The sequence below is a fragment of the Bradyrhizobium sp. 6(2017) genome (genome assembly GCF_011058295.2).
GTDB lineage: Bacteria > Pseudomonadota > Alphaproteobacteria > Rhizobiales > Xanthobacteraceae > Bradyrhizobium > Bradyrhizobium septentrionale.
On record NZ_CP049289.2, the window covers coordinates 4,802,789 to 4,820,442 of the forward strand.

Consider the following 17,654-nt stretch of genomic DNA (forward strand, 5'->3'; position numbering starts at 1 on the left):
GCCAAGCTGGATCAGACTTGCAGGACAGGGCCAGCCAGATCATCGATCACTACGAGCGCCACGCGACCGCGTGGGATGCCGACCGGCGCGCGGCCGACTGGAACGACAAGCCGTGGCATGATCGCTTCATCAAGGCGCTGCCTGCCGCGGCTGATGTGCTCGATCTCGGTTGCGGATCGGGTGTCCCGGTTGCCCGGCACATGGCCGAGCGCGGGCTTCGCGTCACCGGCGTCGACGCGTCGCCGACCTTCATTTCCCTGTGCCGTGAGCGACTCCCCGAACATGAATTCGTCGTCCGGGATATGCGGTCGCTGCGGCTTGGGCGTCAATTCGATGGCGTGCTCGCCTGGGACAGCTTTTTTCATCTCAGGCCGGAGGACCAGCGCGGGATGTTCGACGTGTTCGCCCGACACGCCGGCCCATCCGCTGTGCTGATGTTCAACAGCGGGCCGCACCATGGCGAAAGCGTCGGCCAGTATCGCGGCGATCCGCTCTATCACGCGAGCCTGGGGCCGGACGAATACACGGCGCTGCTGGATGGCATCGGCTTCGACGTGATTGCCCATGTCGTCGAGGATTGGACAAGCGCAGGCGGCCGTACGGTCTGGCTTGCGCAAAGGCGAGTTCACAGAACGGCATAAGAAAACGGCGCCCGAATGGATCGGGCGCCGTTGACTTTAAGTCTTCAGCAGACGTCTGACTCAGCGGTCGAAACCGGGCAGGGCGGCGGTGTGCTCCGCGCGGGCGCCGGTCAGCTTGTTGGGATTGAGGTGGAGTGCGCGCAGGATCGTCGGTGCGACCTGCTTGTTCTCGACCTTGTCATCAACCACAGCGCCTTCGAAGCCGGGGTTGGCGACGACCAGCAGGACGTGGGTATCGTCGTCGGTGAAGCCGCCATGCTCGGAGACCTTCTTCGAGCTGCCGCTGTAGATCGTGCCGTGGAGCGGCTGGATGATGATGTCGGGCGTGCGGCCCTGCGCCGGGTTACCGAATTTGTCCTCCAGCTCGTCGCCGGCATAAATCTTCTCGATCCGGGCTTGGTTCAGCAGGACCTTGTCGTTCTCGAGGATGCCGACGGCCTTCGCGGCCTGGGTCTGATCGGCCAGCCAGATCAGCGAGACGTCGTCGGCAGTCTCCTGCGCCACCTTGACGCCGCCGGCGGTCAGGAGGTCGACCGGGTCGACGACGTCGGCATGACCGATCGGCAGCCTCGGATTGGTAGAGCCCTTCAGCATGTGAAGCTGGCCCACGTCGATCGGCGACTGGCCATGCTTCGCTCCGACGACAACCAAAGTATTCTTCGTGAGATGCTGCTTGTCGAGCTGATCGAGCATCTGGCCAAGCGAGCTGTCGACGAAGTCGAGCGACAGTTCGAGCTGCGCGCTCGGTGTGCCCTTCGCGTCGGTGTAGCCGTCGGCCGTGACCTTCTGTCCGACGCTGACGGCCTGGAAGTTCATACCAAGGATCGCCGGCACGCCGACCGTCTTGGTCCCGGTGTGGTCGAGGCCCTTGATCCAATTCAGGACGGCGGTGACCTTCAGATTGTCGTAGTAGCGGGTGTAGACCGGGTTCACGGTCCAATCGTCACTGGCCTGAGGCGTCGGGATCAACTGAGGTGCGGTGGCAAGCACGGTCGTCGAATTGATCTCGGGCGCATAGAGCTCATCGAGGCCCTTGCCGGAGGGGCCGCTGATGATCTCATAGGCCGGGTGCTTGTCCGACCAGGCCGTGCGCAGGCCGGCCTCGTGGATGACTTCCATGATCGTCGTGGTGTCGTTCTTCAGGTACGCGTGCGGATAGACCGGCTGGCAGGCGCTGCCGATCTTGCGCAGCGGCAGGTTCGCCGGATTGATGTGGTCGGAATTCGCCGGACCACCGCCGTCGAGCTTGTTCAGATCGTAATCGAGCGCTTCGAAGTATGTGGCTTCAGTACCCGGCTTGCCCTGGCAGTTGCTTCCGGGCGGATACAGGGTCTGGTCGTAGGTGTCGTCATAAAACACGCCGTGCGTCTTCGGCGAGGCGCCGGTCATGAACGCCAGCAGCCCCGGAAAGGAATCCGACGGGCGGGACGTGTGCGCGTTGGTGTAATGGACACCGTGCCTCAGCAGCTTGGCGAAGGCCGATGTCGGGTGACCCTTGACATAACGCTGCAGGTCGACCTCGTGCATGCCGTCGACGCTGATCAGAAGCACATGTTCGATGGCGCGATGGTCGTCATCGTCGGCGCGTGCGGCCGCGCTGAGCGCGGTCGAACCGAGCAATACTGCAATCGCGAACTTTCCGAATCTATTCATGATTGACGCCCTCCCTGGAGAAATTGGCGTCCTTGAATACCGCTGCGAACAAGACGGCGATGTGAAACCGGAATGATGATGTCATGACTGTCCCGCACTCGAGCGATGCGGACCAGTTCACCAGGAGAAAATGCGTCAAGACAAAAAATCGAGAGCCCCGATCCGATTCAATCGGAACGGAAGCAGCGCTAGCGCCGCAGCGCCGGCACCACCAGGAACGGGATCAGGCCGAGCACGACATTGACCAGCGCGAAGGCGATCAGCGGATTGTAGCTGTGGGTCCAGTCGTGGATCAGGCCGCCACCCCATGAGCCGAGGCCGGAGCCCAGACCGCTGCCGATCATGATGGTGCCGTAGATGGTGCCGACGCGCTCGCCGCGGAAGATTTTCAGCGCGGTCGCAGTGATCAGCGGGCCGCGCGAGCCGATCATGCTGCCGAAGCAGATGATGAAGCCGGTCAGCAACCAGTAGTTCGGATACCACTGCAGCAGCCAGAGCAGGATGATGCCGAGGATCGAGACGCCGTAGCTGAACAGCACCGACGGGCGGCGGCCGATGATGCCGTCGAGCGTGGAGACGCCGAGCATGCCGACGAACAGCGCGACGCCGGAGAATCCCCAGGCCGTGGCAGCCTGCAGCGGCGGGAAGCCGACATCGATCAAATAGGCGACGATCTGCGCGGTCAGCGCATACATCGCGACCGCCGTGAAGAAGAAGGTGGAGAACAGTGCCCAGAAGGCGTGGTGGCGCATCGCGCCGAGCAGCGTCCAGCCTTCGTCGGCCAGACTGGTCTCTGCCTTCCTGACGATGTGCGGCGACCCGCCTGCGAGCAGACGCCAGGGCAGAAGGACGAGTGGAACAAGGAGGCAGAGCGCACCGACGCCGAACATTTGATAGGCGTCGCGCCAGCCGATCCGGTCGATCAGAATCTGCGACAGCGGCAGCAGTACCAGCAAGCCGGCACCCATTGCCGAATACATCACCGCCATCGCGGTCGGGAGCCGCGGTCCGAACCAGCGGCCGAGCAGGATCGAGTTCGACACATTGCCGATCAGCGCAGTGCCGAAACCGACGCAGAGGCCGACGCTGAGCTGGAATTGCCAGAGCTGCTGGGCACGCGACGCGACCAGGAAAGCGCAGCCGAGCAGCGACAGGCCGAGCGCATAGACCACGCGCGGGCCCGAGCGGTCGAACAGGCGTCCGACCAGCGGCGCGGCGAGGCCGCTGGCGAGCCAGGCCAGCGAATAGACCGACACCACCGAGGCGCGATCCCAGCCGAAATTTTCCGAGATCGGTTTCAGGAACACCGTAAAACTGTCGCTGAGGCCGCGCCCGAGCACCGACAGCACGAAGCACAGCGCCAGCACGTTCAGCGCGACGCGCGTGGATTTCGGCTTCGCGAGCCTGTCGTCGAGGGGCGTGTTCTGGTCCATCGCAAAGGACGGAGCGCGCTTTCGGCATGCCCCGCAACCGACAAAATGCGAATATGCCTATGCAGGCTTCAGCAGCACGTGCCGCTTCTTGCCGAGCGACAGCTTGACGACGCCTTCCGGCGTCAGGTTGGCCGACGTCAGCAGCATCTTCTCGTCGGTGACGGCGGCATCGTTGATGCGCAGTCCGCCGCCCTTGATCTGCCGGCGCGCTTCGCCGTTCGAGGCGACGAGTTCGGCCTTGACGAAGGCGGCCAGCACGCCGAATCCCGCTTCGAATTCGCCACGTGGAACTTCCACCGTCGGCAAGGTCTCGGCCAGCGCCCCTTCCTCGAAGGTGCGGCGTGCGGTCTCGGCAGCCTCAGCGGCCGCGGCGCGGCCGTGGAGCAGGGCGGTGGCTTCGGTCGCCAGCACCTTCTTGGCCTCGTTGATCTCGCTGCCGCCGAGCGCTGCAAGCTTGTTGATCTCGCTCATCGGCAGGATCGTGAACAGCTTGAGAAACTTGACGACGTCGGCGTCCTCGACATTGCGCCAGTACTGCCAGAAGTCGTACGGCGAGAACTGGTCGGCGTTGAGCCACACCGCGCCCTTGGCGGTCTTGCCCATCTTGTCGCCGGAGGCGGTGGTGAGCAGCGGCGTGGTCAGCGCGAACAGCTGCGGCGAGCCCATGCGGCGGCCGAGATCGACGCCGTTGACGATGTTGCCCCACTGGTCGGAGCCGCCCATCTGCAGCCGGCAGCCGGCGCGGCGCGACAGCTCGACGAAGTCGTAGGCCTGGCAGACCATGTAGTTGAATTCGATGAAGCTCATCTCCTGCTCGCGCTCGAGCCGGAGCCGCACCGAATCCATCGTCAGCATGCGGTTGACCGAGAAGTGCCGGCCGATGTCGCGCAGCATCTCGATCCAGTTCAATTTCGTCAGCCACTCGGCATTGTCGAGCATGATGGCGTCGGGATGTCCGTCGCCGTAGCGCAGCACCTTGGCGAACACGCCGCGGATCGAGGCCTTGTTCGCTTCGATCTCCGCGACCGTGCGCATCGCGCGCGTCTCGTCCTTGCCGGAGGGGTCGCCGACCATCGTGGTGCCGCCGCCCATCAGCGTGATCGGCCTGTTGCCGCTCTGCTGCAGCCAGTACAGCATCATCATGGTGAGGAAGTTGCCGATGTGCAGCGACGGCGCGGTGCAGTCGTAGCCGACATAGGCGGTCGCCTCGCCCTTCGCGGCAAGCGCGTCGAGGCCCTCGAAATCGGAGCACTGGTGAACGAAGCCGCGTTCCTGTAGAGTATTCAGGAAATCCGATTTAAATGCAGTCATTTGTCGGCGAGCCAGATCATTCTTGTTTTACGGTTTTTGCATCTATTTGCGGAACCTTGACGCTGAGGCCTCGCAGGCGGCCGCGCAGTGGCATTATAGGATGTACTTGTTTGAGACAAGCCGGGGGTTCCCGGTTGGGGCGCTTCCACGATGATGTTAACGGCACTCGGTCTGATGAGCGGCACCTCGCTCGACGGGGTCGACGTCGCGTTGATCGAGACCGACGGCCGCCAGATCAAGGCCTTCGGACCCACAGGCTATCGCCCCTATACCGACGGCGAGCGCAGCCTGCTGCGCCAGGCGCTGACAGAGGCGGTTCATCTGTCGCGGCGCGACGCCCGGCCGGGGATCCTGCGGCAGGCCGAGCAGGCGGTCACCACAGCCCATGCCGAGGCGGTCGCCAGCTTCACGGCGCAGACCCGGATCTCCGCCCAGGACATCGACATCGTCGGGTTCCATGGCCAGACCGTGCTGCATCGCCCGGAGCGGAAGCTGACGGTGCAGATCGGCGATGCCCTGGCGCTCGCCAAGGCGATCCACATCCCGGTGATGCACGATTTCCGCGCCGCCGACGTCGAGGCCGGCGGGCAGGGCGCGCCATTCGTGCCGGTCTACCATCGCGCGCTGGCGCAATCGCTGAACCGCGAGGGGCCGATCGTCGTGGTCAATATCGGCGGCGTCTCCAATATCACCTATATCGACGGCACCGACACGCTGATCGCCTGCGACACCGGGCCGGGCAACGCGCTGCTCGACGACTTCATGTTCCGCCAGATGCATCAGCCGTTCGACACCGCTGGGAAGTTCGCCGCGCTGGGCAAAGCTGACGAGGCCTGGATCGCCCAGGCCTTGAGGTTGCCGTTCTTTACGCTGCCGCCGCCGAAATCGCTCGACCGCAACGACTTTGCCAGCCTGAAGCTCGGCGCCGTGGCGCCGGCTGATGGCGCTGCAACCCTGACCGCCTTCACTGCGGCCGCGATCGCCCGCGTCGTGCCGCTGCTGCCGAAGGTGCCGAAGAGCTGGATCGTCTCCGGCGGCGGCGCCTCCAACCTCACCATGATGCGGATGCTGCGCGAACGGCTGGCGCCGGCGATCGTGGAACCCGCCGAGGCGCTGGGCTGGGCGGCGGACGCCATCGAGGCGCAGGCCTTCGGCTTCCTCGCCGCGCGCGGCCTGAAGGGCCTGCCGCTCAGCTATCCCGCCACGACGGGGGTGCCGATCCCGATGACCGGGGGCATCATCGCGCGACCGTGATTTAGATGCAAATGCATCTACCTTGACAGTTCCATGCCGCTGCATTTAATTCGATGCAGTTGCATTGAACGCGAGGTTCGCTATGGCCGCCCCGAAGCTGATCAGCCACAAGCTCTGCCCCTATGTGCAACGCGCGGTGATCGCGCTGCATGAGAAGGGCGTGCCGTTCGAGCGGATCGACATCGATCTCGGCAACAAGCCGGACTGGTTCCTGAAGATCTCGCCGCTCGGCAAGGTGCCGGTGCTGGTGGTGACCCGCGACGACGGCGCCGAGGTCGCGCTGTTCGAGAGCAACGTGATCTGCGAGTACATCGAGGAGACGCAGGCCGGCGCCAGGCTGCATCCCAAGGAGGCGCTGGTGCGCGCCGAGCATCGCGCCTGGATGGAGTTCGGCTCGGCCATTCTCGGCGATCTCTGGGGGCTCGAGACGGCAACCGATGCCGCAGCCTTCGAGGGCAAGCGGCAGGCGGTCGCCGCAAAATTCGCGCGGGTCGAGGCGGCGCTGGGTGCGGGGCCGTTCTTCGCAGGCCCAAATTTCAGCCTGGTGGATGCGGTGTTCGCGCCGGTGTTCCGCTACTTCGATCTGTTCGACCAGCTGACCGATCTCGCGGTGTTCACGCATACGGCAAAACTGCGCGCCTGGCGCCGCGCGCTGGCGCAGCGGCCTAGCGTGCGCAGCGCCGTTTCACCTGACTATCCGGCGCTGCTGCACGCGTTCCTGGTCGGCCACCGCGCGCACATGCTGAAGCTTGCCGCGTAAGCCATGTCGCACTCGGTTGCCTGGATCGCGCTCGTCGTCGCCGGAATGCTTGATGTCGGCTGGGCGATCTCGATGAAATATGCCGAAGGCTATACGCGGCTCGGCTGGACGCTGGTCTCGCTGGTGCCGCTCGCCGCCTTCGTGTTCCTGCTCGGGCGCGCGCTGCAGGTGCTCGGCGTCGGCGTCGCCTACACGGTGTGGACCGGCATCGGCGCGGTCGGCACGCTGACCATGGGCGTGCTGTTGTTCAACGAAGCCTTGAACCCGATGAAGGTTGCGGCGATCGCGCTGGTCTTGGTCGGCATCGCCGTGTTGAAGTTCGCGCCGGAATAGGCGGGGACCGTAGCCCGGATGAGCGAAGCGATATCAGGGGTTTGCGCCGTTGCGACCCGCATGTCGCTTCGCTCATGCGGGCTACAAGGTCTTGGCTTCACCGCACGTTGGCGAGGCGCATGTCGAGATAGCCAGTCACCGTCTCCATCAGCGGCTCGAGCTTGCCGTCGAAGAAGTGGTTGGCGCCGGGGATGACCTGCTGGTCGATCACGATGCCCTTCTGCGTCTTCAGCTTCTCGACCAGCGTGTTGACGTCCTTCGGCGGAACCACGGCATCCTTGTCGCCGTGCACGATCAGACCCGATGACGGGCAGGGCGCGAGGAACGAGAAGTCGTAGAGATTGGCGGGCGGTGCGATCGAGATAAATCCCTCGACCTCAGGCCGGCGCATCAGAAGCTGCATGCCGATCCATGCGCCGAACGAGAAGCCGGCAACCCAGCAGGCGCGCGCTTCCGGATTGATCGCCTGCGCCCAGTCGAGCGCGCTCGCGGCGTCAGACAATTCGCCGGTGCCGTGATCGAACGAGCCCTGGCTGCGGCCGACGCCACGGAAATTGAAGCGCAGCACCGAGAAGCCGCGATGTGCGAACGCGTAGTAGCACTGATAGACGATCTGGTGGTTCATCGTGCCGTGGAACTGCGGATGCGGATGCAGGATCATCGCAATCGGCGCGTTCTTCTGCTTGGCCGGATGATAACGGCCCTCGAGACGGCCGGCAGGGCCGGTGAAAATGACTTCAGGCATTGCGTTCCCTCGATTGACGTCGATCAATCAATCGGTTGGAGCCATCTTCAGCGACGGTGCGCGAACAAAGCGGCTCATGATGAAAGCGGCGCAGGCACCGCCGGGCGGCACGCTGGAAGGCCTTCTAGCATGACGCAAGGGGCAAAAATCAAGGAAATTGTGCAGCTTGGCGGGGGCGAATATGCGCTGTGTGATGCGCGCGCAGGGAGCTGTGACTGTCTTGCTTGGCAACAAGACGAGGCTCCGAGCGAGCGTGAAAAATCTCGCCTGCCGGTGACTCCGATCTGGTCTCAATGCCCGACCGTCGTTATGTCGCAGTGGAAGGCCGCAACCATGGTGGTTGCGGCGGACAGACTGCATGGCCGATCGCGTCTATCTCGACTGGAATGCCACCACGCCGCTTCGCGCTGAGGCGAAAGTGGCGATGGTTGCTGCGTGGGACTTGAGCGGCAACCCGTCCTCCGTGCACAGCGAGGGACGGCGGGCGCGACGGCTGGTCGAGGACGCCCGCGATGCGGTGGCGAAGGCGGTCGGCGGCCGCGCGCAGGACGTGGTGTTTCTCTCCGGCGGGACCGAGGCCAATGCGCTGGCGTTGACGCCGGGATTGCGCCGCGCTGCGAGCGCGCCGGTGCGGCGTCTCCTGGTGTCGGCGATCGAGCATGCGTCCGTGCTCGCGGGCGGACGGTTTTCGGCGGATGCGATCTCGGCAATCAATGTCACGCGCGCCGGGGTGATCGATCTCGATCATTTGCGCGCGCTGCTGGCGGACGGTCCGCCGGCTTTGGTCTCGGTGATGCTGGCGAACAACGAGACCGGTGCTATCCAGCCGGTCGCTGACGCCGCCGGGCTCGTCCATGCGGCTGGCGGGCTGCTGCATGTCGACGCGATCCAGGCGTTCGGCAAGATCCCGTTCGATCTGGCCTCGACGCAGGCCGACCTCATGACGCTGTCGGCGCACAAGATCGGCGGACCGAAGGGCACCGGCGCGCTGGTGCTCGCCCCTGATGTCGAAGGGCTGGAGGCGTTTCTGCGCGGCGGCGGACAGGAGCATGGGCGGCGGGCAGGGACCGAGAACGTCGCCGGGATCGCCGGGTTTGGTGCGGCAACGAAGGCCGCGATGGCGTCGCTGAAGGCTGATGCCGCCCGCGTCAGAGGGCTGCGCGACCGGCTCGAGCACGGTCTGCGGCAGACGCCGGGCTCGCTGGTCTTCTCAGACGACGTCAAAAGGTTGCCAAATACCGTTCTTTTCACAGCGCCCGGGATGAAGGCCGAGACGGCGGTCATCGGGTTCGACCTCGCGGGCGTAGCGGTCTCCTCCGGTTCCGCCTGCTCGTCGGGCAAGGTGCAGCCGTCCCATGTCCTGGAGGCAATGGGATACCGTTCTGACGTGTCCCAGGGAGCGGTGCGGCTCAGTCTTGGCTGGTCTACCACGGAGACAGACGTGGATTTGACCCTCAAGGCTTGGCGAAAGCTCGCCGATACCTTAGTTAGAGGAGAACGACGAAACACAGCTTGAACTGTTCTAAGCCGATTTCGTCGTCAAAGCTTCGTAAGAGATTTTCGGAACTTGAGATCCACCGCGGTCCTTGAAACCGCGAGCGGAGGATTGAATGCCTGCTGTACAAGAGACGGTCGAGCGCGTCCGGCGCATCGACGTCGACCAGTATCGATATGGGTTTGAGACGCAGATCGAGTCCGACAAGGCCCCGAAGGGGCTGTCGGAAGACACCGTCCGCTTCATCTCTGCAAAGAAGAATGAGCCGGCTTGGATGCTGGAATGGCGCCTGGAGGCGTATCGCCGCTGGCTGACCATGACCGAGCCGACCTGGGCGCGCGTGAACTATCCGAAGATCGACTATCAGGACATCTACTACTACGCGGCGCCGAAGCCGAAGAAGACGCTGTCCTCTATCGACGAGATCGATCCGGAAATCCTCAAGACCTACGAGAAGCTCGGCATTCCCTTGCGCGAGGTTGCGATCCTCGAAGGCGTCGAGCCGCCGCCTGGTGGCGCGCCGTCGCCCAGCCGCAAGATCGCGGTCGACGCCGTGTTCGATTCGGTGTCGGTGGCGACCACCTTCCAGAAGGAGCTGAAGGCGGCCGGCGTGATCTTCATGCCGATCTCGGAGGCGATCCGCGAGCATCCCGAGCTGGTGCAGAAATATCTCGGCACCGTGGTGCCGACCACGGACAATTACTTCGCGACGCTGAACTCGGCGGTGTTCTCCGACGGCTCGTTCGTTTACGTGCCGCCGGGCGTGCGTTGCCCGATGGAGCTGTCGACCTATTTCCGCATCAACGAGCGCAACACCGGCCAGTTCGAGCGCACGCTGATCATCGCCGACAAGGGCTCCTACGTCTCCTATCTCGAAGGCTGCACCGCGCCGCAGCGCGACGAGAACCAGTTGCACGCCGCCGTGGTGGAGTTGGTCACACTCGACGATGCCGAGATCAAGTATTCGACGGTGCAGAACTGGTACCCCGGCAATTCCGAGGGCAAGGGCGGCATCTACAATTTCGTCACCAAGCGCGGCGACTGCCGCGGCAGGAATTCCAAGATCTCCTGGACCCAGGTCGAGACCGGTTCGGCGATCACCTGGAAATATCCGAGCTGCATCCTGCGCGGCGACAATTCGAGCGGCGAGTTCTACTCGATCGCGATCTCGAACGGCTTCCAGCAGGTCGATAGCGGCACCAAGATGATCCACCTCGGCAAGAACACGTCGAGCCGGATCATCTCCAAGGGCATCGCCGCCGGCAAATCGCAGAACACCTATCGCGGCCTCGTCAGTGCGCACCGTAAAGCCACCGGCGCGCGCAACTACACCGCCTGCGATTCGCTCCTGATCGGCGACAAATGCGGCGCGCACACCGTGCCCTATGTCGAGGCCAAGAACTCCTCGGCAACGTTCGAGCACGAAGCGACCACGTCGAAGATCTCCGAGGATGTGCTGTTCTACTGCGTCCAGCGCGGGCTCTCGCAGGAAGAAGCCGTCGGCCTCGTCGTCAACGGCTTTGTGAAAGACGTGCTGCAGCAACTGCCGATGGAATTTGCGGTGGAAGCGCAGAAGCTGATCTCGATCAGCCTTGAAGGTTCGGTTGGCTAATCCATCCCGCTTGAGGGCGCGGCCGACGCGCCCTGCGGGTGATGCTCAGGAAAAATCAGATGTCTCTGCTGGAAGTGAAAGATCTGCAGGTTCGTGTCGAGGAGCGCGAGATCCTCCACGGGCTGTCGCTCACGGTGAACCCGGGCGAGGTGCACGCGATCATGGGGCCGAACGGCTCCGGCAAGTCGACGCTGTCCCACGTTATCGCCGGCAAGCCCGGCTATGAAGTCACCGGCGGGCAAATCCTGTTCAGGGGCGAGGACCTGCTGGAGATGGCGCCCAACGAGCGCGCCGCCAAGGGCGTGTTCCTGGCGTTCCAGTATCCGGTCGAGATTCCCGGCGTCACCACCTGGAACTTCCTGCACGCGGCGCTCAACGCCCAGCGCAAGGCGCGCGGCGAGGACGAGATCTCGTCGCCGGCGTTCCTGAGGAAGGTCCGCGAGGTGGCGAAGCAGCTCAACATCCCGCAGGACATGCTGAAGCGCGGCGTCAATGTCGGCTTCTCCGGCGGTGAAAAGAAGCGCAACGAGATTTTGCAGATGGCACTGTTCGAGCCGGCCGTTTGCATCCTCGACGAAATGGATTCCGGCCTCGACATCGACGCGTTGCGGATTGCCGCCGATGGCGTCAACGCGCTGCGCTCGCCGGAGCGCGCGATGGTCGTGATCACCCACTATCAGCGGCTGCTCAACTACATCGTTCCCGATGTCGTGCACGTGATGTCGAAGGGCCGGGTGGTGAAGAGCGGCGGCAAGGAACTGGCGCTGGAGCTGGAAGAGTCCGGGTACGCGCAGTTCGAAGACGCTGCCTGATTAGGTTACGGGTTTTCATATGAACGTTGTAGCAAAGACCGAGACCGGACGCGCGCTGGGCGATGCATTCGCCGTGGTGCGCGATCGTCTGCCGGGCAAGGGCATGATCGCCGATCAGCGCCGCCAGGCGTTCGAGGCCTATGAACGATCAGGCCTGCCGCATCGCCGGATCGAGGACTGGAAATACACCGACCTGCGCGCCTTGATGCGCGAGGTGCTGCCGCTCGCGCCGGCGCCCGATGCGGCCGGGCTGGACCGCGCGGCTGCTGCCGTCAAGCTGCGGGCGATCGACGGCGTGCGCCGCCTCGTGCTGGTCGATGGCGCCTTCGCGCCTGATCTGTCCGATCTCGGCGGTATCGAGAAGGGGCTCAGCATCCGCGCGATGCGCGAGGTGCTCGAGGCCAGCGATGGCGGGCTCTCCGCCCAGGCCTTTGCCTCCGACATTTCCAATCCGATGATCGCGCTGAATGGCGCGATGGCGACCGATGGCGTCGTCGTCGAGGTCGCCAATGGTACGGTGCTGTCGCAACCGCTGCACATCGTCCACGTCGCATCCAGCGCCACACCGGCCTCGACGTTCACGCGTTCGCTGCTCCGGCTCGGCCGCGACACCGGCGTGACGCTGGTGGAGAGCTATCTCGCGGGCGAAGGCGCCAAGGCCTACCAGACCCATGACGGGCTGATCGTCGCGATCGGCGACAATTCGCGGCTCGATCACATCAGGCTGGTCGAGGACTCCATCGACGCGTTCAACATTTCCTCCGCGACGGTTATGCTCGGCGCGCACGCCCATTTCAACACGTTCGGCCTGACTTCGGGCGGTCATGTCAGCCGCTACCAGCTGACGATCACCTGCGCCGGTGAGGGCTCGACGGTCGAGACCAATGGCGTCAATCTGATCAACGGCAAGCAGCACGCCGACACCACGCTGTTCATGGATCACGCGGTGCCGCACTGCGCGAGCCGCGAGATCTTCCGCGCCGTCGTCGACGACCGTGCCCATTCCGTGTTCCAGGGCCGCATCATCGTCCGCCCGGACGCCCAGAAGACCGACGCCAAGATGATGACCCGTGCGCTGTTGCTGTCCGACGACGCGGAAGCCGACAACAAGCCGGAGCTCGAGATCTTCGCCGACGACGTCACCTGCGGCCATGGTGCGACCACCGGCGCGCTGGACGAGAGCCTGCTGTTCTACATGCGCGCCCGCGGACTGCCCGAGAAGGAAGCACAGGCGCTCCTGATCCAGGCCTTCGTCGGCGAGGCGATCGAGACCATCGCCAGCGACGCGCTGCGCGAGGTCGCAATTGCCACCGCGCAGCGCTGGCTTCAGGCGAGGGCGTGAGCATGCACAAGGCGGTCGCCAACGGCTCTTACGACGTCGCGCTGGTGCGGCAGGATTTCCCGGCGCTCGCCATGCAGATCTACGGCAAGCCGCTGGTCTATCTCGACAACGCCGCCTCCGCGCAGAAGCCGAATGCGGTGCTCGACCGCATGACCGAGGCCTACAAGAGCGAATACGCCAACGTGCATCGCGGCCTGCATTACCTCGCCAATGCCGCGACGGAGGCCTATGAGGGCGCCCGCGAAAAGGTCGCGAAGTTCATCAACGCCCGCCGCAATGAAGAGATCGTCTTCACCCGCAACGTCACCGAGGCGATCAACCTGGTGGCGTCGTCCTGGGGCGGGGTCAACATCAAGGAGGGCGACGAGATCGTCCTCTCGATCATGGAGCACCACTCCAACATCGTGCCGTGGCACTTCCTCAGGGAGCGCCATGGTGCCGTGATCAAGTGGGCGCCGGTCGACGACGAGGGCAATTTCCTGATCGAGGAGTTCGAGAAACTCCTGACCCCGCGCACCAAGATCGTCGCGATCACCCAGATGTCGAACGCGCTCGGCACGCTGGTTCCGGTCAAGGAGGTGGTCCGGCTCGCCCACGCCCGCGGCATTCCGGTGCTGGTCGACGGCGCGCAGGGCGCAGTGCATCTGCCCGTTGACGTCCAGGACCTCGATTGCGATTTCTATGCCTTCACCGGCCACAAGGTCTACGGGCCGACCGGTATCGGTGCGCTCTACGCCAAGCACGAGCACCTGGTGGCGATGCGGCCGTTCAACGGCGGTGGCGAGATGATCCGCGAGGTCGCCAAGGACTCGGTCACCTATGGCGATCCGCCGCACAAGTTCGAGGCCGGGACGCCGCCGATCGTCGAGGCGATCGGGCTCGGTGCCGCGATCGACTACGTCAATTCGATCGGCAAGGAGCGCATCGCCGCCCACGAGCATGAGCTGCTCACCTATGCCCAGGACCGCCTGCGCGAGATCAACTCGCTGCGCCTGATCGGCACCGCCCGCAACAAGGGCCCGGTGATCTCCTTCGAGATGAAGGGCGCGCATGCCCACGATGTCGCGACCGTGATCGACCGTCAGGGCATCGCGGTGCGCGCCGGCACGCATTGCGTGATGCCGCTTTTAGAGCGGTTCAACGTGACGGCCACCTGCCGCGCATCCTTCGGGATGTATAATACAAGGGAAGAAGTCGACCATCTGGCGCAAGCGCTGATCAAGGCGCGGGAATTGTTCGCATGACCGATACAGCCGAAGTCAAGACGGCCACCATGGAAACCACCTCGGCACTTCCCGCGGAGGAGACCGAGCGCATGAGCGGCGAGATCGTCGCCGCGCTGAAGACGGTGTTCGATCCGGAAATCCCGGCCGACATCTACGAGCTCGGCCTGATCTACAAGGTCGACCTCAAGGATGACCGCTCCGTCGACATCCTGATGACGCTGACCACGCCGAACTGCCCGGCCGCGGGCGAGCTGCCGCAGATGGTGGAGAACGCGGTGGCCAGTGTTCCCGGTGTCGGCGTCGTCAACGTCAATCTGGTCTGGGATCCGGCCTGGACGCCGGACCGGATGTCGGACGAGGCACGCCTCGTCCTCAATATGTGGTGATGCGTTAGGGAACTAAACTTAGGCTCAAGAAGATCGGCAATTGATTTGCCGCTGGGACTGACCACATGAGTGACATGACGCAAGCTTCACCAACCCCAGCCAAGCCGAAGCGGCCGCGCCCGCAGGTCATGAAACTGACCGATGCCGCCGCGGAGCGGATCACCGAGCTGACCAAACGCGCCGATTCCGAGATCGTCGGCCTGCGCGTCGGCATCAAGAACGGCGGCTGCGCCGGACAGTCCTATACCGTCGAATACGCCCACGAGATCCGCCCGACCGACGAAGTGGTCGAGGACAAGGGCGTGAAGATCCTGGTCGATCCGAAGGCTGTGTTGTTCCTGCTCGGCACCGAGATGGATTACAAGGCCGACAAGATGCAGGCCCAGTTCGTGTTCAACAACCCGAACCAGGTCTCCGCCTGCGGCTGCGGCGAATCGGTGCAGCTCAAGCCGGCCACTGTCTGATTGCTGCTGCGCCGGCCGGCGCGCAATCGCGCGCGCCGTGGAGCCGCCAGCCGATAACCACCATTGTTGCGCGTCGACGCTGTCGTCGACCATACTGCTGGCACGCCGCGGCAAACGGATGCGCGCCGGTCACGGGTGGGCATATGGACCGCGAATTCCTGAGTGACCTGTTCGCCGACTTCGGCCCGGTCACGCTGCGCCGGATGTTCTCCGGCTACGGCATCTCCGCTGACGGCACCAATTTCGCGCTCGCGCTGCGTGCCGGGCTCTACTTCCGTGCCGACGAGGAGACCATCCCGCAATTCGAGGCCGAAGGCTGCGGGCCGTTCCAGTACCAGACGCGGTCGAAGACGGTCACGGTGAATTCGTACTGGCAGCTGCCGGCGCGGTTGTTCGATGATTCCGAGGAACTCGCGGTCTGGGCACGCTCGGCGCTTGCCGCCGCCCAACGCGCAGCGCTGCGCAAGCGGCCGAGGAAACGATCGGTCGCGCGGACGGCGAAGGCACCTGCGAAGAAAGCTTCCGCGAAGAAGACCGCTGGCAAGAAGGCAGCGGTGAAGAAGTCAGCGGCGAAGCGACCTTCAAAGAAGCGATCGAAGAGGTCGTCGTCCTGAGAGGATGTGAAGCTTTGTCCACATCCACTGTTGTCGTCGCCCGGCTCGACCGGGCGACCCAGTACGCCGCGGCCTATCGGCTCAAGCACGACCGTCTCTGGAATACTGGATCACGCGCATGCGCGGGTGATGACACTGAGCAAGCTGAGTAAGCCAATTCCGTCATCCTGAGCGCGCATCGCGCGCGTCGCGAAGGGGGGCGGGCAGATCACGCCACCCGGGTCTGGGTTTCGGCGCTGTATTCCGGATCGGTCTCGCAGATCACCCGGTTGCGGCCGGCGCGCTTGGCGGCATAGAGGCAGGCGTCGGCACGCTCGATCAGCGAATCCGTGTCGTCGCCCTGTTTCAGCATGGAGACGCCGACCGAGATCGTGACGCGGCCGAGGATCTCGCCGGTCGACTTCTTCTTCAGTTCCTTGGCCATCACGGCGCGGCGGATGTGGTCGGCGACCGTCAGCGCCTGGCGCAGCGCGGTGTTGGGCAGCACGACAGCGAATTCCTCGCCGCCATAGCGCGCGGTGATGTCCTGGCCCTTGATGGTCTGCTTCAACGACTGCGCCACCAGCCGCAGCACCTGGTCGCCGGTGAGGTGGCCGTAGGAGTCGTTGAACGACTTGAAGTGATCGATGTCGAACATCAGCAGCGACAGTGGTTCGCTGCTGGCGAGCGCAGCCTGCACCGCCATGTCGATCGAGCGATCGAAATATTTGCGGTTGCCGAGACCGGTCAGCGGATCGGTGAGGCTCTCGGCGCGGATCGCCTCGAGGCTGTGCTGCAGGTCGCTGATCTCGGATTTCGACAGCGCGAGCCGGTTCTCCAGCGCCTGGTTGGTCTCGCGCATCTCGCGGGTCGATTTCGCCAGACTGTCGACGATGGCCTTGATGTGATCGCGGGTGGTCGCGGTCGCAAGCTTGCTGGTGGCGCCGACCAGGCTCGCATCGTAGGTCGCCGACACGCCGAGCGCGTCGGTGATCAGCTTCATGACGGCGTCGATCTCGCCGATCACGCGCGCGCCGACCTGGTCGATGCGGTCCGACGTCTTGATGTGCGAGAGGTAGGTTTCGTAGATCTGCTCGAGATCGGATTCGCTGAGCTTGCCGCTGCGCGCCAGCGTCTCGTTGATGACCTTGTTGAGCGGAGCGTTGTAGCCGGTCGCGTAGACGTACCAGATTTCGTAGTTGCGGGGCACGGCGGTCTGGCGAAGCGAGCGGATCTGGCCAAGCGCGACTTCGGCAAAGGCCAATGTACGTTCTTGTTCGTCCAGCAGCTTAACCACTGTTACGTCCCCAATGCGCGCAATGCCGGTTATGCCCGGCGGCAATGACTAAACTATTGGCGGGAAGGTACGGGACGAGAGTGAAGGCAAGGTAAATAGTGGAACCGCGGAGATATGGCCGCGACGATCGTCGGACGAGCTCGATTGCGCCGAGGATCGCGCACAGCTTTCGGAAGCTTTTCGCTTGCTCACGATTCCTGTGCGAAAGCTGCGCGTATTTGCTTCAAACCCGAAGGAATCACGCGCGCCTCAACCGTCGGCGACGACGGAGATTGCCCGGAATGCCGCCGCTGGCGC

Annotated in this window: 17 protein-coding genes; 12 read left to right on the plus strand and 5 right to left on the minus strand. The window is 64.3% G+C overall.

Translation table 11 applies throughout. The annotated features are described in order from the left end of the window. The first annotated feature begins 17 nt into the window (after positions 1 to 17). Positions 18 to 641: a class I SAM-dependent DNA methyltransferase gene (locus G6P99_RS22330; RefSeq protein WP_029084365.1), complete on the plus strand. Its 624-nt coding sequence runs from the start codon at positions 18 to 20 to the stop codon at positions 639 to 641. A 60-nt stretch (positions 642 to 701) separates the two neighbouring features. Here G6P99_RS22330 and G6P99_RS22335 read toward each other — a convergent pair whose 3' ends face one another. The 3 genes from G6P99_RS22335 to tyrS all read right to left on the minus strand — a co-directional run bounded on the left by G6P99_RS22335 (position 702) and on the right by tyrS (position 5,038). After that, a complete protein-coding gene (locus tag G6P99_RS22335) occupies positions 702 to 2,294 on the minus strand; it encodes an alkaline phosphatase family protein (protein WP_029084366.1) in 1,593 nt (530 codons plus the stop codon). Between the two features lie 188 nt (positions 2,295 to 2,482). Then, the gene (locus G6P99_RS22340) at positions 2,483 to 3,727 is read right to left on the minus strand and encodes an MFS transporter (RefSeq protein ID WP_029084367.1); all 1,245 of its coding nucleotides are present in this window, start codon (positions 3,725 to 3,727) and stop codon (positions 2,483 to 2,485) included. Between the two features lie 57 nt (positions 3,728 to 3,784). Further along, the gene (gene tyrS, locus G6P99_RS22345) at positions 3,785 to 5,038 is read right to left on the minus strand and encodes a tyrosine--tRNA ligase (RefSeq protein WP_029084368.1); all 1,254 of its coding nucleotides are present in this window, start codon (positions 5,036 to 5,038) and stop codon (positions 3,785 to 3,787) included. A gap of 150 nt (positions 5,039 to 5,188) precedes the next feature. On the opposite strand from tyrS, the gene G6P99_RS22350 reads away from it, so the two are divergent. From G6P99_RS22350 to G6P99_RS22360, 3 genes are all read left to right on the plus strand, one after another. Continuing rightward, positions 5,189 to 6,292, plus strand: coding sequence for an anhydro-N-acetylmuramic acid kinase (locus G6P99_RS22350; RefSeq protein ID WP_029084369.1), 1,104 nt, complete (start codon positions 5,189 to 5,191; stop codon positions 6,290 to 6,292). Positions 6,293 to 6,374: 82 nt separating this feature from the next. Continuing rightward, positions 6,375 to 7,052: a glutathione S-transferase family protein gene (locus tag G6P99_RS22355; RefSeq protein WP_029084370.1), complete on the plus strand. Its 678-nt coding sequence runs from the start codon at positions 6,375 to 6,377 to the stop codon at positions 7,050 to 7,052. 3 nt (positions 7,053 to 7,055) lie between these two features. Continuing rightward, complete coding sequence (locus G6P99_RS22360) at positions 7,056 to 7,385, plus strand: DMT family transporter (protein WP_165123437.1); 330 nt, start codon at positions 7,056 to 7,058, stop codon at positions 7,383 to 7,385. 97 nt (positions 7,386 to 7,482) lie between these two features. Here G6P99_RS22360 and G6P99_RS22365 read toward each other — a convergent pair whose 3' ends face one another. After that, entirely contained in the window at positions 7,483 to 8,130 is a 648-nt protein-coding gene (locus G6P99_RS22365; protein ID WP_016843213.1) for an alpha/beta hydrolase, read from the minus strand. 358 nt (positions 8,131 to 8,488) lie between these two features. Here G6P99_RS22365 and G6P99_RS22370 point away from each other — a divergent pair, with 358 nt between their 5' ends. The 8 genes from G6P99_RS22370 to G6P99_RS22405 all read left to right on the plus strand — a co-directional run bounded on the left by G6P99_RS22370 (position 8,489) and on the right by G6P99_RS22405 (position 16,081). After that, entirely contained in the window at positions 8,489 to 9,646 is a 1,158-nt protein-coding gene (locus G6P99_RS22370) for a cysteine desulfurase family protein (protein WP_029084372.1), read from the plus strand. Between the two features lie 94 nt (positions 9,647 to 9,740). After that, positions 9,741 to 11,237 (plus strand): Fe-S cluster assembly protein SufB, encoded by a 1,497-nt coding sequence (gene sufB / locus G6P99_RS22375; protein WP_165123439.1) that lies wholly within the window; start codon positions 9,741 to 9,743, stop codon positions 11,235 to 11,237. Positions 11,238 to 11,296: 59 nt separating this feature from the next. Then, positions 11,297 to 12,049, plus strand: coding sequence for a Fe-S cluster assembly ATPase SufC (gene sufC / locus G6P99_RS22380; RefSeq protein ID WP_029083376.1), 753 nt, complete (start codon positions 11,297 to 11,299; stop codon positions 12,047 to 12,049). A gap of 19 nt (positions 12,050 to 12,068) precedes the next feature. Then, on the plus strand, positions 12,069 to 13,391 hold the full coding sequence (gene sufD, locus G6P99_RS22385) for a Fe-S cluster assembly protein SufD (RefSeq protein WP_029083375.1): 1,323 nt from the start codon (positions 12,069 to 12,071) through the stop codon (positions 13,389 to 13,391). Further along, a complete protein-coding gene (locus G6P99_RS22390) occupies positions 13,388 to 14,635 on the plus strand; it encodes a cysteine desulfurase (protein ID WP_029083374.1) in 1,248 nt (415 codons plus the stop codon). The genes sufD and G6P99_RS22390 overlap by 4 nt, the downstream gene beginning before the upstream one ends. After that, positions 14,632 to 15,003: an SUF system Fe-S cluster assembly protein gene (locus G6P99_RS22395; protein ID WP_028342143.1), complete on the plus strand. Its 372-nt coding sequence runs from the start codon at positions 14,632 to 14,634 to the stop codon at positions 15,001 to 15,003. Before G6P99_RS22390 ends, G6P99_RS22395 begins: the two co-directional genes overlap by 4 nt. Before the next feature lie 74 nt (positions 15,004 to 15,077). Then, entirely contained in the window at positions 15,078 to 15,467 is a 390-nt protein-coding gene (locus G6P99_RS22400) for a HesB/IscA family protein (RefSeq protein ID WP_029083373.1), read from the plus strand. A gap of 143 nt (positions 15,468 to 15,610) precedes the next feature. Beyond that, positions 15,611 to 16,081 (plus strand): TfoX/Sxy family protein, encoded by a 471-nt coding sequence (locus G6P99_RS22405; protein WP_035977620.1) that lies wholly within the window; start codon positions 15,611 to 15,613, stop codon positions 16,079 to 16,081. A 208-nt stretch (positions 16,082 to 16,289) separates the two neighbouring features. On the opposite strand, the gene G6P99_RS22410 is transcribed toward G6P99_RS22405, so the two are convergent. Then, positions 16,290 to 17,357 carry a GGDEF domain-containing protein gene (locus tag G6P99_RS22410; RefSeq protein WP_029083372.1) on the minus strand — a complete coding sequence of 356 codons (1,068 nt, stop codon included), beginning with the start codon at positions 17,355 to 17,357 and terminating at the stop codon, positions 16,290 to 16,292. Positions 17,358 to 17,654 lie beyond the last annotated feature (297 nt).

Excerpts from the sequence above, each read along its gene's own strand:
- G6P99_RS22335 (WP_029084366.1), bottom strand. The coding sequence starts at position 2,294 with ATGAATAGATTCGGAAAGTTCGCGATTGCAGTATTGCTCGGTTCGACC.
- G6P99_RS22340 (WP_029084367.1), bottom strand. The coding sequence starts at position 3,727 with ATGGACCAGAACACGCCCCTCGACGACAGGCTCGCGAAGCCGAAATCC.
- tyrS (WP_029084368.1), bottom strand. The coding sequence starts at position 5,038 with ATGACTGCATTTAAATCGGATTTCCTGAATACTCTACAGGAACGCGGC.
- G6P99_RS22350 (WP_029084369.1), top strand. The coding sequence starts at position 5,189 with ATGATGTTAACGGCACTCGGTCTGATGAGCGGCACCTCGCTCGACGGG.
- G6P99_RS22355 (WP_029084370.1), top strand. The coding sequence starts at position 6,375 with ATGGCCGCCCCGAAGCTGATCAGCCACAAGCTCTGCCCCTATGTGCAA.
- G6P99_RS22360 (WP_165123437.1), top strand. The coding sequence starts at position 7,056 with ATGTCGCACTCGGTTGCCTGGATCGCGCTCGTCGTCGCCGGAATGCTT.
- G6P99_RS22365 (WP_016843213.1), bottom strand. The coding sequence starts at position 8,130 with ATGCCTGAAGTCATTTTCACCGGCCCTGCCGGCCGTCTCGAGGGCCGT.
- G6P99_RS22370 (WP_029084372.1), top strand. The coding sequence starts at position 8,489 with ATGGCCGATCGCGTCTATCTCGACTGGAATGCCACCACGCCGCTTCGC.
- sufB (WP_165123439.1), top strand. The coding sequence starts at position 9,741 with ATGCCTGCTGTACAAGAGACGGTCGAGCGCGTCCGGCGCATCGACGTC.
- sufC (WP_029083376.1), top strand. The coding sequence starts at position 11,297 with ATGTCTCTGCTGGAAGTGAAAGATCTGCAGGTTCGTGTCGAGGAGCGC.
- sufD (WP_029083375.1), top strand. The coding sequence starts at position 12,069 with ATGAACGTTGTAGCAAAGACCGAGACCGGACGCGCGCTGGGCGATGCA.
- G6P99_RS22395 (WP_028342143.1), top strand. The coding sequence starts at position 14,632 with ATGACCGATACAGCCGAAGTCAAGACGGCCACCATGGAAACCACCTCG.
- G6P99_RS22400 (WP_029083373.1), top strand. The coding sequence starts at position 15,078 with ATGACGCAAGCTTCACCAACCCCAGCCAAGCCGAAGCGGCCGCGCCCG.
- G6P99_RS22405 (WP_035977620.1), top strand. The coding sequence starts at position 15,611 with ATGGACCGCGAATTCCTGAGTGACCTGTTCGCCGACTTCGGCCCGGTC.